This window comes from Ekhidna sp., from assembly GCF_965247405.1.
Lineage (GTDB): Bacteria > Bacteroidota > Bacteroidia > Cytophagales > Cyclobacteriaceae > Ekhidna.
In genome coordinates this window covers 3,351,686-3,369,679 of the sequence record NZ_OZ252014.1, presented here as the reverse complement: position 1 = coordinate 3,369,679, position 17,994 = coordinate 3,351,686, and the positions used below count along the sequence as shown (strand labels likewise).

The window sequence follows — 17,994 nt, the reverse complement described above, 5'->3', positions numbered from 1 at the left end:
TCAAACAACATTATCTCATTATGAGCACCATACAATCCAATTTTGTCGGCATGACCATCATGCAGCGGTTAAAAGTTACAGGCCAGTACGAAGCTTTCAAACGAGCTCTCAAGAAGAACAAGGCTTCAGCTATCAAGATGCTGGAAGCATTAAATCTGGATCAAAAATCCATTGAGAGTTTCCTGAAATCCAGGCTATAAGTTGATCTGTTTACTTTTTCTTTTTTCTTAAGACAATTGTGTGTCTTAAGTTCAGGATTCCTGTGCGATTAATCGAAAGTTCTAAGGAGGTCCTAACATTAGGAACAAAGTCATGATTTACAATCAGATACACATTAAAGTCCTCTGACGGTTGATGTCGTACCCAAAGAGGTTGATCCGATTTATTTAGTGAAATTTCATGTCTCAAGTGATGAAATTTTATCATCATAGAATCACGCTCATTTTTATTAATGGACGATACTTGGTACTCCGAAAACTGGCTGATACTTCTCATTCCAGTCTGCAGTCCATTCAACTCCCACTGCCCAAATACACGTGTAGAGAGTCCCATTAAGAAGTAAAACATCATGACTTTGAATGAATAAATCATTTCTATCGAAATTTGGAATACAAAGCAGTATCTGTAGTAAAGCATCTTGGGTGACGTTGTTCTACCCGAGGCTTTTTCGTCTTACTGATGCCCAATAGAATTAGCGCGGCTCCAAGCAACATCCATGGCGTTAAGGTCTCATCTAGCACCACCACTCCAAGTATCACACCGAAAATTGGCATGATATAGGTGACTAGTGAGGTATACCCTGCACTCGATTGCTCCAGCAGTTTAAAATAGATGACAAAGGCAATAGCGGTCCCGATGACTCCCAACACAATGGTGGAAACCAGAGCAGGACTCCCTACTGCTGTTAAATCAAAATTTGGATAAACTATGAATGAAATCGGTACGAGGTAAGTGCTGACTGAGAACAGCTGAGCAGCCGGTCCGGTAATTGAGGGCATACTTACCAAATGTTTTCTTGTGTAGATAAACCCCACACTGTAACTAAGCGCAGCGATTGTAATGCTTACGATCCCGCCCAGACTACCTTTAACTCCGTCAAAGAAACTAGGCAGTATGAGAACAATTAATCCGGTGAATCCCAATAAGACCCCTCTAACCTTATGTTGAGATAGCCTTTCATCGGCAACCATGACATGCGCCAGTAAAATAGTGAAGATAGGAACCAGACCATTCAGCACAGATGCCAGTGAGCTATCCACAAATTGCTCTCCCCAATTCATCAGTATGAAAGGCAATCCTTGTGCAAAAAAGCCAGCGACAAATATCTTTTTCCAGGAAGATATATCCTTAGGCAGGCGATATTTCGTTAAAAACAACCAAACATTTAATACGAAAGCACCTAAGCCTATGCGGAGTGTGGCAAGCATCACTGGCGGAATTTCTTCCACCGCTATTTTGATAAAAAGGAATGAAGGTCCCCAGAAGCTCGCCAACAACAACAGAAGGTAAATATTCTTGATTTTCATTTTCATCGTTTTTGATTTTCCAAATTGAACGAGAATAAAAATCGAATGAACTATTAATTAGATGAATTGATTTTGTAATAACGATTAAATATTTTAATATTAAAGATGGAAATACGGCATCTTAAGCTGATTAGAGAGGTGGCAGAGACCAAAAGCCTTACCAAGGCCAAGGACGTACTTTTCTTATCACAATCTGCACTGAGTCACCAGTTGAAGGAGATTGAAAGCCAACTTGGGACACAATTATTTCACCGTGTGAACAAACAATTGATTTTAACGAATGCAGGAAAAATGGTATTGGAGTCTGCCGAAAGAATCTTACAAGATCTGGAGCGCACAGAAATGTCTATTAAGAAGTACGTATCAGGCACAAGTGGTACACTCAGACTAGCTACGCAATGCTATACCTGCTACCATTGGTTGCCATCCCTGATGACCGACTTTAATAAGGAGTTCCCTAATGTAGAACTTGAGATTCTGCATTCCAATGATGACAATGTGGAACAGCAAGTACTGGATGGTAAAATTGATCTGGCGATTATTTATGAAAGCTCAGATCGTCAAAATATCGATTACCATGAAATATTCCGTGATGAAGTTTTTGCACTTGTTCCCAGCGGTCATCCATGGACCAAAAGGGCTTATGTAGAGGCGGAAGATTTTGAAGAACAGAACATAATTATTCATTCCTACCCATTGGAGTCTGTTTCGTTGTTTTCACAACTGTTGATTCCTGAAGGGATTAAGCCAAAGAAAGTGATGCAAGTACAGGTTACAGAGGCGGTAGTTGAACTGGTAAAAGCAGGAATGGGTGTAAACGTAATGGCAAAATGGATTGTGGAGCCATATCTAAAGGATAATAAGCTAGCGTTGGTACCTGTCACCAAACGAGGCATGCACCGAACATGGCATGCCATTACCCTGAAAGATGATAAAAGACCTCAATACCTTGAAAACTTTGTCCATCACTTGAGATGCAACATTGGTGGACTTTGTTGTTGCTCGAATTAAGCCATTTCCTTCAGTTCATCTTCCGTAAAATCGGTTGGTTTGCCTAGATATTGGTATTTCTCAACCTCTTCTTTGAATTCTTCCAGACGTATACCTACACGCTTATATGCTGGCCTTCCCAATGGCAGGTGAACAGGTGGTTCGTCTAGTGTGGTCACTTCATACATCGCTTTTGCTGCACGTACCGGATCTCCGATCTGATTACCACTTACTTCACGTATGCTTTCCATGTTTTTGGTGGCCGTCTCATTATACTCAGCTATCGTTGCTTCGTTGTATGTGGCTGATCTTCCAGCCCAGTCTGTTCGGAAAGGGCCCGGTTCAATGTTGGTCACCTTAATACCAATATGCTTCGTCTCTGCTGCGAGTGCTTCACCGATTCCCTCTAAAGCAAACTTGCTTCCATTATATATGCCAACGCCCGGAAAGCCATTTAGTCCGGCAATGGAGGTGATGTTCAAGATATTCCCACTTCGTTGCTTTCTCATGAATGGTAGAGCTAGCTTCATCATTCGAATACAACCAAAGACATTCACATCAAATTGACGTTGAATTTCCTCCTCAGAAGTCTCTTCAATTGGGCCGAGCGTACCATAGCCGGCATTATTTACTAATACATCCAAGCGTCCGTATTCTTTTTCAATAATCTGAGCGGTTTGATCAATTGTTTCCTGCTTTTGCACATCCAGGATCACTCCTTTTACCAAATCAGGGTTGATAGCTTCTAACTCTTCAATTTGTTCTCTCTTCCTTACGGTACCAATCGCTATTTCGCCTTTCTCAGTTACTATTTTAACCAGCTCTCTACCGAATCCTGTGGAACACCCTGTGATTAACCAAACTCGTTTACTCATAATTTCCAATTTGAATCGAGAACACACTCTTCCAGTAAATTGTTCGATAGCAACTTTAATATTCAGGATTTATCTCCTATGTCACCTAAACTTTTTAACTTCATCCAGTCATTTTCAAAAAACCACGTCATGAAGAAACTAACCTACCTATTATCACTTGCTATTTCATGCACTGTTTTCGCACAGGCACCTATTACTACCATACCCTTCGAACTGTTCGGTGATCACATCATCATTCAGGTGAGTGTGGACGATTCCGAACCACTAGACTTCATATTTGATACCGGTTCAGGATACACCGTGATTGATGATGACGTGGCAAAATCACTCAATCTATCTGGAAAGGAAATTGAGATGAACCAGGCGTCTTCAGCCTGGCATCTGATAAAGCACAACACCATTGCAATCAACCATTTTTTAATGGAAAAAAACACCAAAGTATACTCAACAGACCTGGATCACCTGGAGATAAGCCTGGGCATGGATTTGGATGGCATCATTGGATACGACTTATTGAGACACCACTCCGTGTACATCAATTTTGACACGAAAACAATGAATATATATGACCACAGCAACTCTCCAAAACGTGGAGATGCGATCCCATTTTCGTTACATGTTTCTATACCGGTAATTAAAGGAACAGTTGTTTTAAACAACGGAGAGCCTCATGACGGTACTTTCTTCGTTATGACTGGTGCTGGAACAACGTTAGATTTTAACTCTCCTTACGCGGAAGAGTGGGACGTAATCCATAAAACAGGCAAACATTATTCGTACCTGGTTAAAGGGCTTTCTGAGGAAGAAACACCCCACTATGAAGGTCATGTGCAATCATTCAGTTTTGGCAATCAGACAATAGAAGATCTTCCGATAGGAATAAGTACTGCAACCTCAGGCATTCAAGCAGATAAGAAGGTTGCGGGGATCATTGGTTCGCAAATATTAAGAATGTATAACATGACCATAGACTATGGCACCAAGATGTTGTATTTGGAAAAGGACCACACTTATGATGCAAACTTCAAGGTAAACTGCAGCGGCATAGATGTACAGCTTTCCAAGGATAAGGAGCGGATATTGATCCATCAGGTTTTTGACGAAAGTCCTGCTTCAGAGGCAGGAATCAACGTGAATGATGAATTGGTAAAAATCAATGGAAAATCTATGCTGGAGGTAAACCTTGCCGAAGTGAAAAAGATGTTAAAGCAAGAAGGTGAAACGGTTGAATTGGTTGTAAACCAGGGTGGAAAAGAAAAAACTGTCTCATTGAAACTACGATCAATGATTGATTAATCCTCAGGTTTGATTTCTTTGCACCTATGAGCAAAGAACTTCGAATCGTCTTTCTGGGTACTCCTGATTTTGCAGCTGCAAGCTTGAAAAAACTTGTTGAAAACCAAGTGAACATTGTGGCAGTGATCACCGCCCCTGACAAACCAAAAGGCAGAGGGAAGAAACTGGGTATATCTGCTGTGAAAGAATATGCTTTAGAAGCCGATCTTCCGGTATTGCAACCCACCAACCTTAAGTCACCTGAATTTCTAGAAGAGCTCAAAAGCTATCAAGCAGATCTTCAGATAGTGGTGGCATTCCGAATGCTTCCTGTAGCAGTTTGGGATATGCCTCCTTTGGGTACTTTTAATTTGCATGCATCCCTCCTACCACAGTACAGAGGAGCTGCGCCTATCAACTGGGCCATTATTAACGGTGAAAAAGAAACAGGCATCACTACATTTTTCCTAAAGCATGAAATTGATACCGGAGAAATCATCTTTCAGGAAAAGGAACCCATACTTGAAGAGGATAATGTAGGCAGCCTTTACAAACGACTGATGAATAAGGGTGCTGACCTGGTTCTAAAGACTGTAAAAGCAGTAGAGACAGGAGACTATCCAAAAATTCCTCAAAATATCGACCAGGAAATAAAGCACGCACCTAAAATTTTTAAAGAAGACTGTAAGATCGATTGGCAACAAAAGTCTGAAGATATTAGAAATTTTATCAGAGGGTTATCCCCCTACCCTGCGGCATGGACAAAATTGCACGATAAAAATCTTAAAGTTTTTGCTGTGGAACGAGCCAGCAAGGGTACGAATAAACCCATCGGAGAGTTTTACTCGGATGGAAAGGATTACATCCGGATAAACACGAAAGATGGCACATTAGAAGTGCTAGACCTTCAGCTGGAAGGAAAGAAAAGAATGAAGACTCAAGACTTTCTCAGGGGCTATTCGTTTAATGAATAGTCAAAATAACTCAGAACTTATGATCATTTCAATGATAGCTGCTATGGGCAGCAACAGGGTAATTGGAAAAGACAATGACATTCCGTGGCATCTGCCGGATGATTTCAAGTATTTTAAAAATACCACTAAGGGTCACCATGTGATCATGGGAAGGAAAAACTGGGAGTCTTTACCGCATTCTTTCCAACCCTTGCCTGGCCGACCGAATATCGTGATTACACGCCAGGAAGAATATCCCTTAGAGGAGGCTGCCGTAGTAAAGTCGCTTGAGGAAGCACTGGAAATAGCCAGGGAAAATGGAGAACGAGAGGCATTTATTATCGGCGGGGGTGAGATTTACCGCATGGGGCTAAAGTATGCCGACAAAATATTTCTAACCGAAATTAATGGGGCATTTGATGGACAGGTGACTTTCCCTGAGTTTGATAAAAATATTTGGAAGGAAGTCTCCAGAGAACATCATCCAACAGACGATAAACATAAATATTCTTTCGATTTCGTTGTATATTCAAAGAAATAAACATCTCATGGACATTCAATCGCACAAAAGGACGCTGGGTATTTTACACATCGTGTATGGTTCACTTATTACGGTCGCCTTCATTTTTATTGGCAGTTTTATCTCCATACTGTTTCCATTTATCTCCGAGGAGATTGCCAAAGACATAGGCAATGACGCAGATGAGATTCTTTTTATGGTTAGTTCGTTAATCAGAACCATCTTCATACTCCTTCTTATTTTCTCTGCACTCCCATCCGTTATTGCCGGTATTGGTCTGCTTCAAAAGAAAAGCTGGGGTGTAGTGATAGCGCTAATTGCCGGATGTGTTTCCATTTTTAGCTTCCCATTTGGCACAGCTGTCGGTATTTATAGCATTTACGTATTTATAGAAAACAATAAATACAAGAATGACCAAAATCAGGGATAGTGTAGTGTGGCTCACTGGAGCCAGTTCGGGTATTGGGGAGCAACTGGCTTATCAACTGGCAGAAAAAGGGGCCAGACTAATCATTTCAGCAAGAAGGAAAGATGAGTTAGAACGAGTAAAAGCAAACTGTAAATCTGAATCAGTTGAAATCCTCACGTTGGATCTGGAGGATAGCTTTTCACTAAAACAAAGAGCCAAAGAAGCAGATACCATTTTTGGAGAGGTGGATATTTTGATCAACAATGGCGGAATCAGCCAGCGAGACACCATTCTCAATACCAGCCTGGATGTGGACCGAAAGCTCATGGAGATCAACTATTTCGGATCCATTACTTTGTCAAAAATGCTTTTACCAGGAATGGTCAAGCGTAAAAAAGGCCACCATGTTATCGTAACCTCCACTGTTGGTATTATCAATACTCCTTATCGATCAGGGTATGGTGCCTCTAAACATGCCCTTCATGGATTCTACGATGCACTCAGAGCTGAGCATCATGAAGATAACATAAAGGTTACCATTGTATTGCCTGGGTATATTAAAACAAACATCTCCTTCAATGCACTGGTTGGAGACGGTAGCCAGCAGAATAAAATGGACCGGGGACAAGAGAAGGGTATGTCTCCGGAAAAATGTGCACGATTGATCATCAAAGCAATCGAAACGAATAAGAATGAAGTGTATATCGGCGGATTAAAAGAAAAGATGGGAATTTATTTGAAAAGATTCTGGCCTAAGGCTGCCGCAAAAGCCATCAGAAAACTTAGGGTGACGTGATTCGACTCATCACCATACTGCTTCTAAGTAGTATATTTTTGAATAGCTACTCTCAGAGTCGAAAACTCTTAAAGCCGCAGGATTTCGAAAGCCAGGAAATCAATAACGAGTGGGTGTATGTTAAATACAAACCCAATATTGCTATACCAGCTAAGAATTCCAGCATTAGAAATCAGCACAATTCAAAAACAAGAGGGCCTCTCAGTCAAATGGTTAAGATGCGTGTGCCAGACGGCATGGATCCAATCGCATTTTGCAATAAGCTGAGAAAACAAGCGGATTATGTCTATGCAGATCCTATTGTTAGATATGAACTTTTAAGCACCTCTGACCCATTAATCGACAATCAGTATTATCTCGTAAACATTCAGGCACTTGAAGCCTGGACCATTACACAGGGTGATGACGATCTCACCATTGGCATTATTGATTCTGGGCTGGATCTTGACCATGAAGATATTGTCAACAATTTATGGCTCAATACCGCCGACCCTATAGATGGAAGTGATAACGATGGGAACGGCTACACGGATGATTACTATGGCTATGATTTTGCCGATGAGGATAATGATCCGAGCATCCAGAATGGAAACCATGGAATGATCGTGGGTGGGATCGCATCAGCTTCAGCGAATAATGGTAAGGGAATTGCAGGAGTAGCCTACAACACCAAAATTGCAGCCCTTAAAGGCTTTAAAAGCTCCTCCGGAACTGATGGAGGCCTTTACGAAGCTATTACTTATGCAGCGGAAAATGGTATAGATGTACTCAACCTTTCCTGGGGACGAATGGGTACTCCGCTTCAATCAGAACAAGACATTATTAATGACGCGGTATTGAATCACGATGTAGTCATTGTGGCCGCTGCGGGAAACGAGGGGGGGAAACCCACAGAAGAAAACCTTTGGTACCCGGCCAGTTATGACAATGTTCTATCGGTGGGCGCATCTGATGCCAATGATAACAAGTCATCAGGTTCAACTTTCAACTATGAGGTGGATCTTATTGCCCCCGGTGTTTCTATGTATTCAACAGTGAATAATAATGGCTATGCAAACGGAGGTCCAGGAACCTCATATGCCGCGCCATTGGTGGCTGGAACAGCAGCTTTGGTGAAGGATGTTTTTCCGAACCTTACGGCTATTCAAATAATGGAGCGTGTGCGGGCGACAGCTGACGATATTTATGATCTTGGAAACAATGCTAACTATGAAGGGAAACTTGGAAAAGGAAGACTAAACACGTTTCGGGCGGTAAGTGAGTCGAACGTGAAATCATTAAGGGCATCTACTCCTACCCTTACTTCCAGTTTTGGAGATGTAGCTTTTTATGGTGATACCGTGCAGGTTACAGCTACCATCACAAATCACTTATCTGCTGTCAATAATCCTACACTCACTATTTCTTCGCCCAACAGTGATTTCACTATATCTCAGGGAACATTCTTTCCAGGGTATTTAGGAACATCTGAAACCAAAGAAGTCTCTTTTGAAGTGGTGCTAAGCGAGGGTCTTGAGCCGGAATCGACCATTGACTTTCGTATCGACTATGTAGAGACAGGATATGCTGATTTTCAATTTCTGTCTGCGACAACCTCTCCTGATTATGCAGATTTTGGGAATGAAAGAATCAGCATGACTATCAGTGGAGACGGTGATCTTGGATTTGATGAATATGGACCAAATTTTGAAGGTTCGGGGTTTAAATACCAGCTCGATACACTCATGACTTACACAGGGCTAATGCTGGCGACTAATTCCAGCGATGTGTCGGACAACATTGTAACCAATTACACCAACCAGGCAAGAGATCAGGATTTTCAGGTTCAACAATTTTATAAACGCTATCATCACCAAGGCGCTGATTATTTTGGATACTCTGAATTTACTGATTCCAATCACCCGCTCATCATCGAACAATCAAACCTGACCTGGGATACAGAGGATTATCTGATCATCAGATACCGAATCGTCAATAATTCTGCCTCTCCGATCGATAACCTTTCTTTTGGTGTATTCGCAGACTGGGATCTTGATGACCCTACGAGCAATTACGCGGTTTTTGATGGCACCAATGAATATATCTATGCACGCAATGCCACTAGCAATCTGTTTGCCGCAGTAAAGGTTATAGGTGGAGATAACCTTGAATACAGCGCACTCGACATGGGTGCGTATAACGGAAACACGCAGGATATCAACGATCTGTTCAGTGACGCAACCAAATATGACTTCCTGGTTAACCAAAATAAACTCATGGCTGGCAGTGTGGGTGCAGGGAATGATGTAGCTACCATTAATGGTGTAACTATTACGCAATTGGAGGCCTATGACGAAACTTACATTAATGTGATCTATGCCATTGCTGATTCCAAAGCAAACCTGGATACAGAGGTACAGGATGCTATTAACCGCATCAATCAGTTTATTCTAAAACCACGGGTACTGGAGACTTTTTATACTTGTGATGGTTCGGTAACGATCGACCCTGCTGCAGGTACAAATTACGACTTCTACGAAGATCCACTCACTCAAGCATTTATTGCTTCCGGCTCTAGCCTGGCAGTCAACGTATCAAAAGATTCTCTTTTCTATGTAAAGAACACCGATGAAAATTACCCTTCAGATGTTTTTGAATTGCGTGTAAAGCTTTTAAGTGATATTGCTGATTTCGAAATGTCCACAGACACGCTGTATCTTGATCATCCTACCACCAACGTTGTTCAGTTCACCGATCAGAGTTTAGATGCCATTTCGTGGGACTGGGATTTTGATCAGGGTACCTCCACCACATTGCAGAATCCGTCTTTGTCATTTTCTGAAGCCAGGACCTATCAAATTTCACTTTCCATTGAGAACACTCAAGGATGCTCTGATATGATCATGAAAAACCTCATAGTAGCAAATAGACCCGATGCTCCAGTATTTTCTAATCAAACGATCTGTCCAGGCGAAAGTGTAATATTCGACGACCCTTCAGCTGAAAAAATCCATATTTATCGATTTGAAGATCAGTTGATTCCCACGCTCAGTGGTAGCAATCTTGAAATTCCATCCATTCTACTCGATACCACTATATATGTTAGTGGAGTATATGCCTCTTTCGAAAGTGCCAAAGTTCCCTTAGGGATTGATGTACTGGAGGTTAGCGGGAACCTCAAAGTAGTGCCAGATACCACCTCCGAGGCTCACCAAATGCTTCTTTCTGCCAACAACCTGGATGCTGGAGCCACCATCCGTTGGTTCATTGATGGTGAACTATCAGGAACCACAAGCGCAATTACAGTACCGGCAGTTGACGGAGATATCGACATCTCGCTGGAGATCACAAGTGCAGATGATTGCATGAAGACAATAGACAAAAGCATTACCATCAGCTCCTCTCCCTTCGCTTCACATCCGGATATTATCACTTGTACAGATGAAGCCACGCTTGTGCCGGAGAATGGAAGTTACTTTGGATTCTATACTGATCCTGACCTCATTCAACTAATTAAAAAGGGAACGCAATTAACCACCACGGCATACGATAAGGTTTATGTAGTAAGCCTCGATGATGGTCTACCAGGTATGCCCATTGAAGTAAATATTGATCAGGAAATCATTGAGCTGGATATTGCGTTGGTCACCAATCCGATTGGTAGCAAACATGAAGTGAATTTGTTTGCCGTTACCAATAATGTGATCGACTCATATCAATGGTTTATCAACAGTGAGTTATCAGAAACCATCAGTAACCCAACATTTTTCCTGAACGATGGTCAACAGTTTGAAATTGTGCTCAACGTCACTACAGAGGCTGGGTGTTCGGAAAGTGATACCCTTCAGCTTGATTTCACTACTCCACTTGGCTTAGCAAGCCCTGATCAAACAATCATTTACCCCAATCCTTCAGATGGGTCTATTCATATACGAGGACAAGATAAGCTAGAAGCCATTCGCATCATAAACCTCGAAGGTAAGGTGGTATGGAAGATGAAAAAACCTGGGACACAGTTGGATCTATCGGGGCTACCCGGTGGTATTTATTTGCTGAAAATCAATACTGAACGTGAAGAAATAAAAACTACTTTGATCGTAAAGTAATCATTGTATCATTTTTTTGACAAACTCTTCATCATAGGTCATTTCGTAACCCCAATACCACATCTGCTTTTTGATCCAATCTATCCTACGTTGGACATAGGGACTGGGGGCCACAGCCGAATATCGTTTTGGGCTGGGCAAAATTGCAGCCAGTCGTGCAGCTTGAGTAATGCTCAATCCATCCGCTGATCGTTTGAAATAAGCCTGAGACGCAGCTTCCGCTCCAAAAATACCATCACCAAATTCCGCAATGTTGAGGTAAACCTCCATGATGCGCTCCTTACTCCAAACCATTTCTATCAATAATGAGAAATAGAGCTCTGCCGCTTTTCTAACATAGGTACGATCAGACCATAGAAAGGCATTCTTCGCTACCTGCTGGGTAATTGTGCTAGCACCTCGCATACTCCTCCCTCGTTTGTTAGCCTCTTCAGCCTCTTCAATAGAGCGAAAATCAAGGCCATTATGAAGCAAAAAATACTGATCTTCTGCACACATCACGGCCAATTGCAACCGCCCGGATATTTGTTCAAGATCACGCCATTCATAGCTTATTTCTTTTTCCACTCCCTCACTCACCATCAGCTTGGTAACAGGAATAGGTATCAGTGAATAGATGATGACCCAAATCAGTGAAAGGATATTAAATAGCAGCACAAAGCCTGCAACCGTTTTTAGGATATGGTTAAAGGCCTTTTTCAAGTACTATTTTTTAGTGAGAAATTAGTCAGGGAGGATTCCCATCCCAAACAACCAATTACCAGGAGCATCCGGATCATTGCTACGAAAAAACTCTTTAACCGCACTTATCAGCTCCCCACGACTGATCAGGTCATCCTTATTTCGATCCAGCTTCCTAAATGATTTTGCAGCAAATCGTACCTCAATACGGTATCCAACTAATAAGTCGATGTACTCATCCAGATTGATGTAACCATCATTATCCGTATCGAAATTATCGAATATCTCACCGACAAATTCATCCACGTATTCTTTGAAAAAATCTTCATCTCCGTTGACGATTACCTCTTCTGCAAAATGTATCCAGTGATCCCAGTTTGCCTTGCCATCATTATTATTGACAAACAAATCGAAATGATTCCAGCCTTCTTCAAACTTGCTTTTAATCTCATCATATTTTGAATCTCCTTCCTTGATTCGCCAAAGGATACACAGGTTTTCGGCTATCCCGAGAAAATCGTCTTTCTCAATGATGCCGTTGCGATCATAGTCTAACACGTAGAAAAATCGCTCTAACTTATTGATTTGCAGTTCGGTCAGCATTCTAGTGATTTTGTTGCGAAAATAATTAATCCTGCTCTTTGAAGACTTTTTTCAATAAATCAGTAGTCCGTGCGGCAGGGTTTGCCCGAATTTTTTTCTCCTCCTCCGCTATCATCACAAATAATCCTTCCATCGCTTTTTCTGTTGCATAAGCTTCCAAATCCGGATTCACATCATCAACCAGAGGAATCTTATTATACCTTGTAATGATGTCTGAGTAGTATTTTGTAGCATTTGTTTGATCCAATGCGCTCTTCACGATTGGAGAAAATTTACTCCTCAGCTCATTACTGGTAGTCCTTTTCAGGTAGTTGGTAGCGGCTTCTTTGTCCTCACCCTTCAAAATATTCCAGGCATCAGTGATTGTCATCTGTTTGATTGCACTGACAAATACAGGTTTTGCTTCCTTAGCTGCTTCTTCGGCTCCTCTATTCAGTGTCTTCACGAAGCGATCCACTTCATTATCCAGACCAATATCCCGAAGTGTATTTTCGACCTTTTGTACATCAGGAGGAAAAGGAATTTTGATTTGAGGGTTTTTAAAATATCCATCTACCTTTCCCACCTTTTGTGTTCCGGTAGAAACACCTTTGACCAGCGCCTCTTTCAGTCCGTTTGCTACCTGATCCGTAGTTAATTCATCTTCGTATCCAATCGCATCAGTAATGGACTGAATCTGTTGCGCAGTACATCCAAAAAAAAGGATGCCTAATAGTATGATTTTCACACGTGAGTTCATTTGCTTAATCGTATTTTTGAGGCATTATAAAAGTAGTGAATATTCTTTCACTGTCATATTTAATATCGCATGCCTGCAAAAGCCATACTAATCTCCATCGGAGACGAAATTCTTTACGGTCAAACACTCGATACCAATTCACACTGGATCAGCGGGGCGCTGGACAGCCTGGGAATACGAGTCATGAAAAAAATCACCATCGGTGACACCAGGGAAGAGATTCTGCATTATCTGGAGGAATCTGAAAATTTAGCAGACATGGTGCTGATTACAGGTGGTTTAGGCCCCACGAATGATGATCTCACCAAACCGTGCCTGGTAGAATATTTTGACACATATCTGGTAAGGAACCAAGAGATGCTTGAGAATATTCAAAAATTATTTGAAAAGGTGGGGCGGGAAATGTCCGATCTTAATGAACAACAGGCTGACATGCCTGCCAACTGTATACCTATCCCCAATATGCTTGGTACAGCGCCGGGGATGTGGTTTGAAAGAAATGGCAAGGTGATCGTTTCCATGCCGGGCGTTCCCTATGAGATGAAACGTATGATGCAGGAAACCATCCTTCCAAAGATCAAAGAGATGTTTACAGGAGATAATATTTATCACCGCATGATCAGAACCATTGGCATTCCTGAGTCTGTGCTCGCTCAAAAAATCAAAGACTGGGAAGATAGCCTTCCTAAGCATATTAAGCTTGCCTATCTGCCAACCATGGGTAGTGTTAAACTTCGACTAACCACGTCAGGTGAAAATGAAGCCACTAAAAAAGAAGTGCAGGAACAAATAGATCAAGTACTCCCACAGATAGAAAAATACGTATATGGATTTGACGATGAAGAAATCGAAGAAGCCATCGGGCGAATGTTAAAAGAAAAAGGGCTAAAGCTAGCGGTGGCAGAAAGTTGTACAGGAGGATTCTTATCTCATAAGATTACCTCTGTAGCAGGGAGTTCGGCCTGGTTTCATGGAGGATTTGTGCCTTATTCGAATGAATTGAAAAATGAGCAGTTAAAGGTGGATAAAAATATCATTCAGGAACAAGGGGCTGTCAGTGAGCCTGTTGTTTTAGCTTTGGCTGAAAATGTAAGAAAAGTATTTAATGCAGATGTGGCCGTCTCGATTAGTGGAATTGCAGGTCCATCAGGGGGTAGCGAAGAAAAACCAGTAGGTACGGTTTGGATTGGCTATTCTGATAAGGATAAAACTGTTGCAAAGAAATTTCAGTTTACTAAAGACAGAGGCATTAATATCCAGTATAGTGCTATTGCTGCTTTAAACATGATTAGAATAAACTTAGATAAGAATTGACGAAATTATTATCTTTGAGAGCAAAATAAACAACCTAAAACAGAATATAATATGGCAACTGTAGAAATGGTCATGCCTAAAATGGGCGAAAGTGTGATGGAGGGAACCGTGCTTGCATGGTTAAAAAATGTGGGTGAAACCATCGAAGAAGACGAGTCAATCCTGGAGGTAGCCACAGACAAGGTGGATACAGAAATACCTGCTACCCATGCCGGGGTGCTGAAAGAGGTTTTGGCGCAGGAAGGAGATGTGATAGAGGTAGGTAAGCCAATTGCCATAATAGAAACTGAAGGTGATTCAAACGGTGCAGCCCCCACCCCAGCAGAATCACCTAAGGAAGAGCCGGCACCTGTAGAGCAAGCAGAGGCAATGATGGAAACAGCCATGAGTACGGCATCTTCAAGCAATGGAACTTCCGTTCCAAGAACATCAGATTCAGGTAAATTCTTCTCGCCCCTTGTCAGAAGTATTGCTAAAGAAGAAGGAATATCAGTTGCCGAACTGGAGTCGATCAGTGGATCCGGAAAAGACGGAAGGATTACTAAAAATGATATCTTAAACTACGTAGAAAACAGAAAATCAGGAGCTCCTGCCCCTTCAACTCAACCAGCGGCAGCTCCGGCTATGCCGTCTGCTTCTCATCAGCCAATGCCAGTTGCCATAGATGGCGGTGATGAGATTATTGAAATGGACAGAATGCGTAAGATGATTGCTGAGCGAATGGTTGCATCCAAGCACATCTCTCCTCACGTAACCTCTTTCGTTGAAGCAGATGTAACAAAAGTGGTGGCATGGAGAAATAAAGTGAAGAACGAATTCTTTAGCAGAGAAAACGAAAAACTCACCTTTACCCCTATCCTGATTGAAGCGATCGTCCGGGCAATCAAAGATTTCCCTATGATCAATGTGCAGGTAGACGGAAACAACATCGTGAAGAAGAAAGCCATCAACATTGGAATGGCCACCGCATTGCCAACGGGTAACCTGATTGTGCCTGTCATTCACAATGCTGATCAGTTGAGCCTGGTGGGTATCACCAAGAAGGTGAATGATCTAGCGAAAAGAGCAAGAGAAAACAAACTGAAGCCGGATGAGCTGCAAGGTGGAACTTACACTGTTTCAAACGTAGGTTCTTTTGGCAATGTCATGGGCACTCCGATCATTATGCAACCTCAGGTAGCTATTATGGCACTGGGAGCGATCCAGAAAAAGCCATCGGTGGTAGAAACACCAGAAGGCGACATGATTGGAATCAGAAGTAAAATGTTCCTATCCCACAGCTATGATCACAGAGTTGTGGATGGAGCGCTTGGAGGTATGTTTGTGAGAAAAGTAGCGGACTACCTGGAAGCATACGATCTAAACAGAGGCATATAATAAATCAAGTGGGGCACTCGCACCACCATCATGATCACTCAGAAGGCAACATCAAAGTTGCCTTCTTTCTTAATCTCGGTTTCGCAATCATCGAGATTATCGGTGGACTGTGGACCAATAGTGTAGCCATTCTTTCTGATGCTCTTCATGACCTGGGTGATAGCCTCACGCTAGGTGTTTCATGGTATTTTGCTCGGATTGCCAAAAAAGACCGAAATCAGAAGTATTCGTATGGATACAAGCGTTTTTCTGTATTAGGTGCTATCATTAATTCCATCGTGCTTGTAACAGGATCTGTATTCATCATTGTAGAGGCCATTCCCCGACTATTCGATCCTGTAACCCCCAATACCGAAGGAATGATTTACCTGGCTATAGGTGGTGTCATCGTGAATGGGGCAGCAGCTATTCGTTTAAGCAAAGGACACAGCCTCAATGAAAAAGCCGTTTACCTGCATCTAATTGAAGATATCCTTGGGTGGGTCGCGGTATTAATCGGAGCACTGGTCATGAATTTTTGGGACCTGCCAATCTTAGACCCAATATTATCCGTACTTATTGCCGCATTTATCCTTTACAATGTTTTCAGAAATTTGAGAGAAAGCTCCCGAATTATCCTGCAGGGAACTCCTTCAGACATCAGTGTCAAAAAAATCCACCAGGTTATCAAGGATATCCCTAAGGTATTAGATGTGCATGACTGTCACACATGGTCAATGGACGGCTCGTATCATATTCTCTCAATCCACTTAGTCATTGAAGGCGATCTGTCTCTTTCTGAATTGGGAAACATTAAACAGGAAACCAAAAGCCGTGTTTCCAAGCTAGGTATCAATCACACGACAATCGAGTTTGAAACCCAGGAAGAAAACTGTGAGCCGTGTTAATTTCGCAGCAATGAAATTCTTTTTCGCCATTCTTTTAGGGCTCATCTCCCTTATTGGGTTCAGTCAGAAAAAATACCTGACCCGTGAGCTTCAGGTGGAAAATGACAATGACGCCTACACGCTAAACCTTACCAGGGATCAATATTACAGCAATGGTGTAGCGCTCCGATACCGTATGCTCATTGACTCCTCCAGATGGAGGAATAATCATGAAAAAGTAATTCGTGCGTATGAGTTAAATCATCGGATTTACAGTCCCCGACATTTGTTTTGGGAAGATTCATCACAGATGGATCGTCCGTATGCCGGACAGATCACCCTTGCTGCGTCCAATGAATTTTACTATAAGGGAGGTGCATATCTTAGAGCTGAACTTGAGCTTGGTTGGATGGGCCCTTCCCTCCGGACCGGTGATTTGCAGTACGAGTGGCACAAAGCTTTTGGAATGCAGCTACCATTAGGTTGGGAATATGAAATCAACGATGCGCCCATTATAAATACCTATGGAATATACGCCAGAACGCTCCTGAGTGGAAAGATTCTCGATCTTACGTCTGAAACCAACCTGGCGCTTGGTACAACTTTTACTCACTTGAGGCATGAATTTATGGTTCGTTTTGGAACGTTCAAACCCATTCAAAACTCCACCCAATACAATGGGGTGCTTGGGATAGAAAATAAGGGCCCTGGTAATCATGAATTTTATTTTTTCCTTAGCCCAGGCATGGAATATGCAGCATACAATGCAACCATTGAAGGCAATTGGCTGGGGAAAGCATCCATCTATACCGAAACCCGTGAGCCATGGATTTACCAGATGCGAGCAGGCATCATGGCAAGCTGGACCAAGTTTGATTTTGCACTTCTCTATTACAGACGAACGAAAGAAACCACCGAGGCAACCATTCATAAGTATGTGGGCATACGAATGAATCAGCGGTTTTGAAAACTACTTAGGTTCCAC

18 protein-coding genes are annotated in these 17,994 nt (G+C 42.1%); 12 read left to right on the top strand and 6 right to left on the bottom strand.

The window, feature by feature from the left end; translation table 11 throughout:
• Positions 1-20: 20 nt before the first annotated feature.
• Positions 21-200 (top strand): hypothetical protein, encoded by a 180-nt coding sequence (locus tag ACP14Y_RS15530; RefSeq protein ID WP_424963849.1) that lies wholly within the window; start codon positions 21-23, stop codon positions 198-200.
• Between the two features lie 10 nt (positions 201-210).
• Here the strand turns inward: ACP14Y_RS15530 and ACP14Y_RS15525 are convergent, their stop codons facing one another.
• Positions 211-591, bottom strand: coding sequence for a hypothetical protein (locus ACP14Y_RS15525; RefSeq protein ID WP_424963848.1), 381 nt, complete (start codon positions 589-591; stop codon positions 211-213).
• Positions 592-593: 2 nt separating this feature from the next.
• The gene (locus ACP14Y_RS15520; RefSeq protein WP_424963847.1) at positions 594-1,526 is read right to left on the bottom strand and encodes a DMT family transporter; all 933 of its coding nucleotides are present in this window, start codon (positions 1,524-1,526) and stop codon (positions 594-596) included.
• A 105-nt stretch (positions 1,527-1,631) separates the two neighbouring features.
• On the opposite strand from ACP14Y_RS15520, the gene ACP14Y_RS15515 reads away from it, so the two are divergent.
• Positions 1,632-2,537: a LysR family transcriptional regulator gene (locus ACP14Y_RS15515; protein ID WP_424963846.1), complete on the top strand. Its 906-nt coding sequence runs from the start codon at positions 1,632-1,634 to the stop codon at positions 2,535-2,537.
• On the opposite strand, the gene ACP14Y_RS15510 is transcribed toward ACP14Y_RS15515, so the two are convergent.
• Complete coding sequence (locus ACP14Y_RS15510) at positions 2,534-3,391, bottom strand: oxidoreductase (protein ID WP_424963845.1); 858 nt, start codon at positions 3,389-3,391, stop codon at positions 2,534-2,536. The two genes, ACP14Y_RS15515 and ACP14Y_RS15510, sit on opposite strands and share 4 nt — an antisense overlap.
• Positions 3,392-3,520: 129 nt before the next feature.
• Between ACP14Y_RS15510 and ACP14Y_RS15505 the strand changes: the two genes are divergently transcribed.
• From ACP14Y_RS15505 to ACP14Y_RS15480, 6 genes are read left to right on the top strand one after another with little or no spacing between them, the layout of a single operon-like run.
• Positions 3,521-4,687 (top strand): aspartyl protease family protein, encoded by a 1,167-nt coding sequence (locus ACP14Y_RS15505; protein WP_424963844.1) that lies wholly within the window; start codon positions 3,521-3,523, stop codon positions 4,685-4,687.
• A 26-nt stretch (positions 4,688-4,713) separates the two neighbouring features.
• Entirely contained in the window at positions 4,714-5,640 is a 927-nt protein-coding gene (gene fmt, locus ACP14Y_RS15500; protein ID WP_424963843.1) for a methionyl-tRNA formyltransferase, read from the top strand.
• A 19-nt stretch (positions 5,641-5,659) separates the two neighbouring features.
• On the top strand, positions 5,660-6,160 hold the full coding sequence (locus ACP14Y_RS15495; protein WP_424963842.1) for a dihydrofolate reductase: 501 nt from the start codon (positions 5,660-5,662) through the stop codon (positions 6,158-6,160).
• 7 nt (positions 6,161-6,167) lie between these two features.
• A complete protein-coding gene (locus ACP14Y_RS15490; protein WP_424963841.1) occupies positions 6,168-6,569 on the top strand; it encodes a hypothetical protein in 402 nt (133 codons plus the stop codon).
• A complete protein-coding gene (locus tag ACP14Y_RS15485; protein ID WP_424963840.1) occupies positions 6,550-7,344 on the top strand; it encodes an SDR family oxidoreductase in 795 nt (264 codons plus the stop codon). Before ACP14Y_RS15490 ends, ACP14Y_RS15485 begins: the two co-directional genes overlap by 20 nt.
• Positions 7,341-11,429: a S8 family serine peptidase gene (locus tag ACP14Y_RS15480; RefSeq protein WP_424963839.1), complete on the top strand. Its 4,089-nt coding sequence runs from the start codon at positions 7,341-7,343 to the stop codon at positions 11,427-11,429. Before ACP14Y_RS15485 ends, ACP14Y_RS15480 begins: the two co-directional genes overlap by 4 nt.
• On the opposite strand, the gene mtgA is transcribed toward ACP14Y_RS15480, so the two are convergent.
• From mtgA to ACP14Y_RS15465, 3 genes are read right to left on the bottom strand one after another with little or no spacing between them, the layout of a single operon-like run.
• Positions 11,430-12,131 carry a monofunctional biosynthetic peptidoglycan transglycosylase gene (gene mtgA / locus ACP14Y_RS15475; protein ID WP_424963838.1) on the bottom strand — a complete coding sequence of 234 codons (702 nt, stop codon included), beginning with the start codon at positions 12,129-12,131 and terminating at the stop codon, positions 11,430-11,432.
• Positions 12,132-12,152: 21 nt separating this feature from the next.
• Positions 12,153-12,713: an EF-hand domain-containing protein gene (locus ACP14Y_RS15470; RefSeq protein ID WP_424963837.1), complete on the bottom strand. Its 561-nt coding sequence runs from the start codon at positions 12,711-12,713 to the stop codon at positions 12,153-12,155.
• A 25-nt stretch (positions 12,714-12,738) separates the two neighbouring features.
• Positions 12,739-13,440, bottom strand: a complete 702-nt coding sequence (locus ACP14Y_RS15465; RefSeq protein WP_424963836.1) for a DUF4197 domain-containing protein — start codon at positions 13,438-13,440, stop codon at positions 12,739-12,741.
• 81 nt (positions 13,441-13,521) lie between these two features.
• On the opposite strand from ACP14Y_RS15465, the gene ACP14Y_RS15460 reads away from it, so the two are divergent.
• Genes ACP14Y_RS15460 through ACP14Y_RS15445 form a run of 4 tightly spaced genes read left to right on the top strand, consistent with a single transcriptional unit; the run spans position 13,522 to position 17,976 of the window.
• Positions 13,522-14,766 (top strand): competence/damage-inducible protein A, encoded by a 1,245-nt coding sequence (locus tag ACP14Y_RS15460; RefSeq protein ID WP_424963835.1) that lies wholly within the window; start codon positions 13,522-13,524, stop codon positions 14,764-14,766.
• Positions 14,767-14,817: 51 nt separating this feature from the next.
• Positions 14,818-16,143 carry a dihydrolipoamide acetyltransferase family protein gene (locus ACP14Y_RS15455; protein WP_424963833.1) on the top strand — a complete coding sequence of 442 codons (1,326 nt, stop codon included), beginning with the start codon at positions 14,818-14,820 and terminating at the stop codon, positions 16,141-16,143.
• Between the two features lie 8 nt (positions 16,144-16,151).
• Complete coding sequence (locus ACP14Y_RS15450; RefSeq protein ID WP_424963831.1) at positions 16,152-17,030, top strand: cation diffusion facilitator family transporter; 879 nt, start codon at positions 16,152-16,154, stop codon at positions 17,028-17,030.
• Positions 17,031-17,040: 10 nt separating this feature from the next.
• On the top strand, positions 17,041-17,976 hold the full coding sequence (locus ACP14Y_RS15445; RefSeq protein WP_424963830.1) for a lipid A-modifier LpxR family protein: 936 nt from the start codon (positions 17,041-17,043) through the stop codon (positions 17,974-17,976).
• Positions 17,977-17,994 lie beyond the last annotated feature (18 nt).

Bases quoted from the DNA above. Each gene is read 5' to 3' on its own strand.
- ACP14Y_RS15470 (WP_424963837.1), bottom strand. From the start codon at position 12,713: ATGCTGACCGAACTGCAAATCAATAAGTTAGAGCGATTTTTCTACGTG.
- ACP14Y_RS15445 (WP_424963830.1), top strand. From the start codon at position 17,041: ATGAAATTCTTTTTCGCCATTCTTTTAGGGCTCATCTCCCTTATTGGG.
- ACP14Y_RS15505 (WP_424963844.1), top strand. From the start codon at position 3,521: ATGAAGAAACTAACCTACCTATTATCACTTGCTATTTCATGCACTGTT.
- ACP14Y_RS15495 (WP_424963842.1), top strand. From the start codon at position 5,660: ATGATCATTTCAATGATAGCTGCTATGGGCAGCAACAGGGTAATTGGA.
- ACP14Y_RS15525 (WP_424963848.1), bottom strand. From the start codon at position 591: ATGATTTATTCATTCAAAGTCATGATGTTTTACTTCTTAATGGGACTC.
- ACP14Y_RS15485 (WP_424963840.1), top strand. From the start codon at position 6,550: ATGACCAAAATCAGGGATAGTGTAGTGTGGCTCACTGGAGCCAGTTCG.
- ACP14Y_RS15490 (WP_424963841.1), top strand. From the start codon at position 6,168: ATGGACATTCAATCGCACAAAAGGACGCTGGGTATTTTACACATCGTG.
- ACP14Y_RS15455 (WP_424963833.1), top strand. From the start codon at position 14,818: ATGGCAACTGTAGAAATGGTCATGCCTAAAATGGGCGAAAGTGTGATG.
- ACP14Y_RS15460 (WP_424963835.1), top strand. From the start codon at position 13,522: ATGCCTGCAAAAGCCATACTAATCTCCATCGGAGACGAAATTCTTTAC.
- ACP14Y_RS15530 (WP_424963849.1), top strand. From the start codon at position 21: ATGAGCACCATACAATCCAATTTTGTCGGCATGACCATCATGCAGCGG.
- fmt (WP_424963843.1), top strand. From the start codon at position 4,714: ATGAGCAAAGAACTTCGAATCGTCTTTCTGGGTACTCCTGATTTTGCA.
- ACP14Y_RS15520 (WP_424963847.1), bottom strand. From the start codon at position 1,526: ATGAAAATCAAGAATATTTACCTTCTGTTGTTGTTGGCGAGCTTCTGG.
- ACP14Y_RS15515 (WP_424963846.1), top strand. From the start codon at position 1,632: ATGGAAATACGGCATCTTAAGCTGATTAGAGAGGTGGCAGAGACCAAA.
- ACP14Y_RS15510 (WP_424963845.1), bottom strand. From the start codon at position 3,391: ATGAGTAAACGAGTTTGGTTAATCACAGGGTGTTCCACAGGATTCGGT.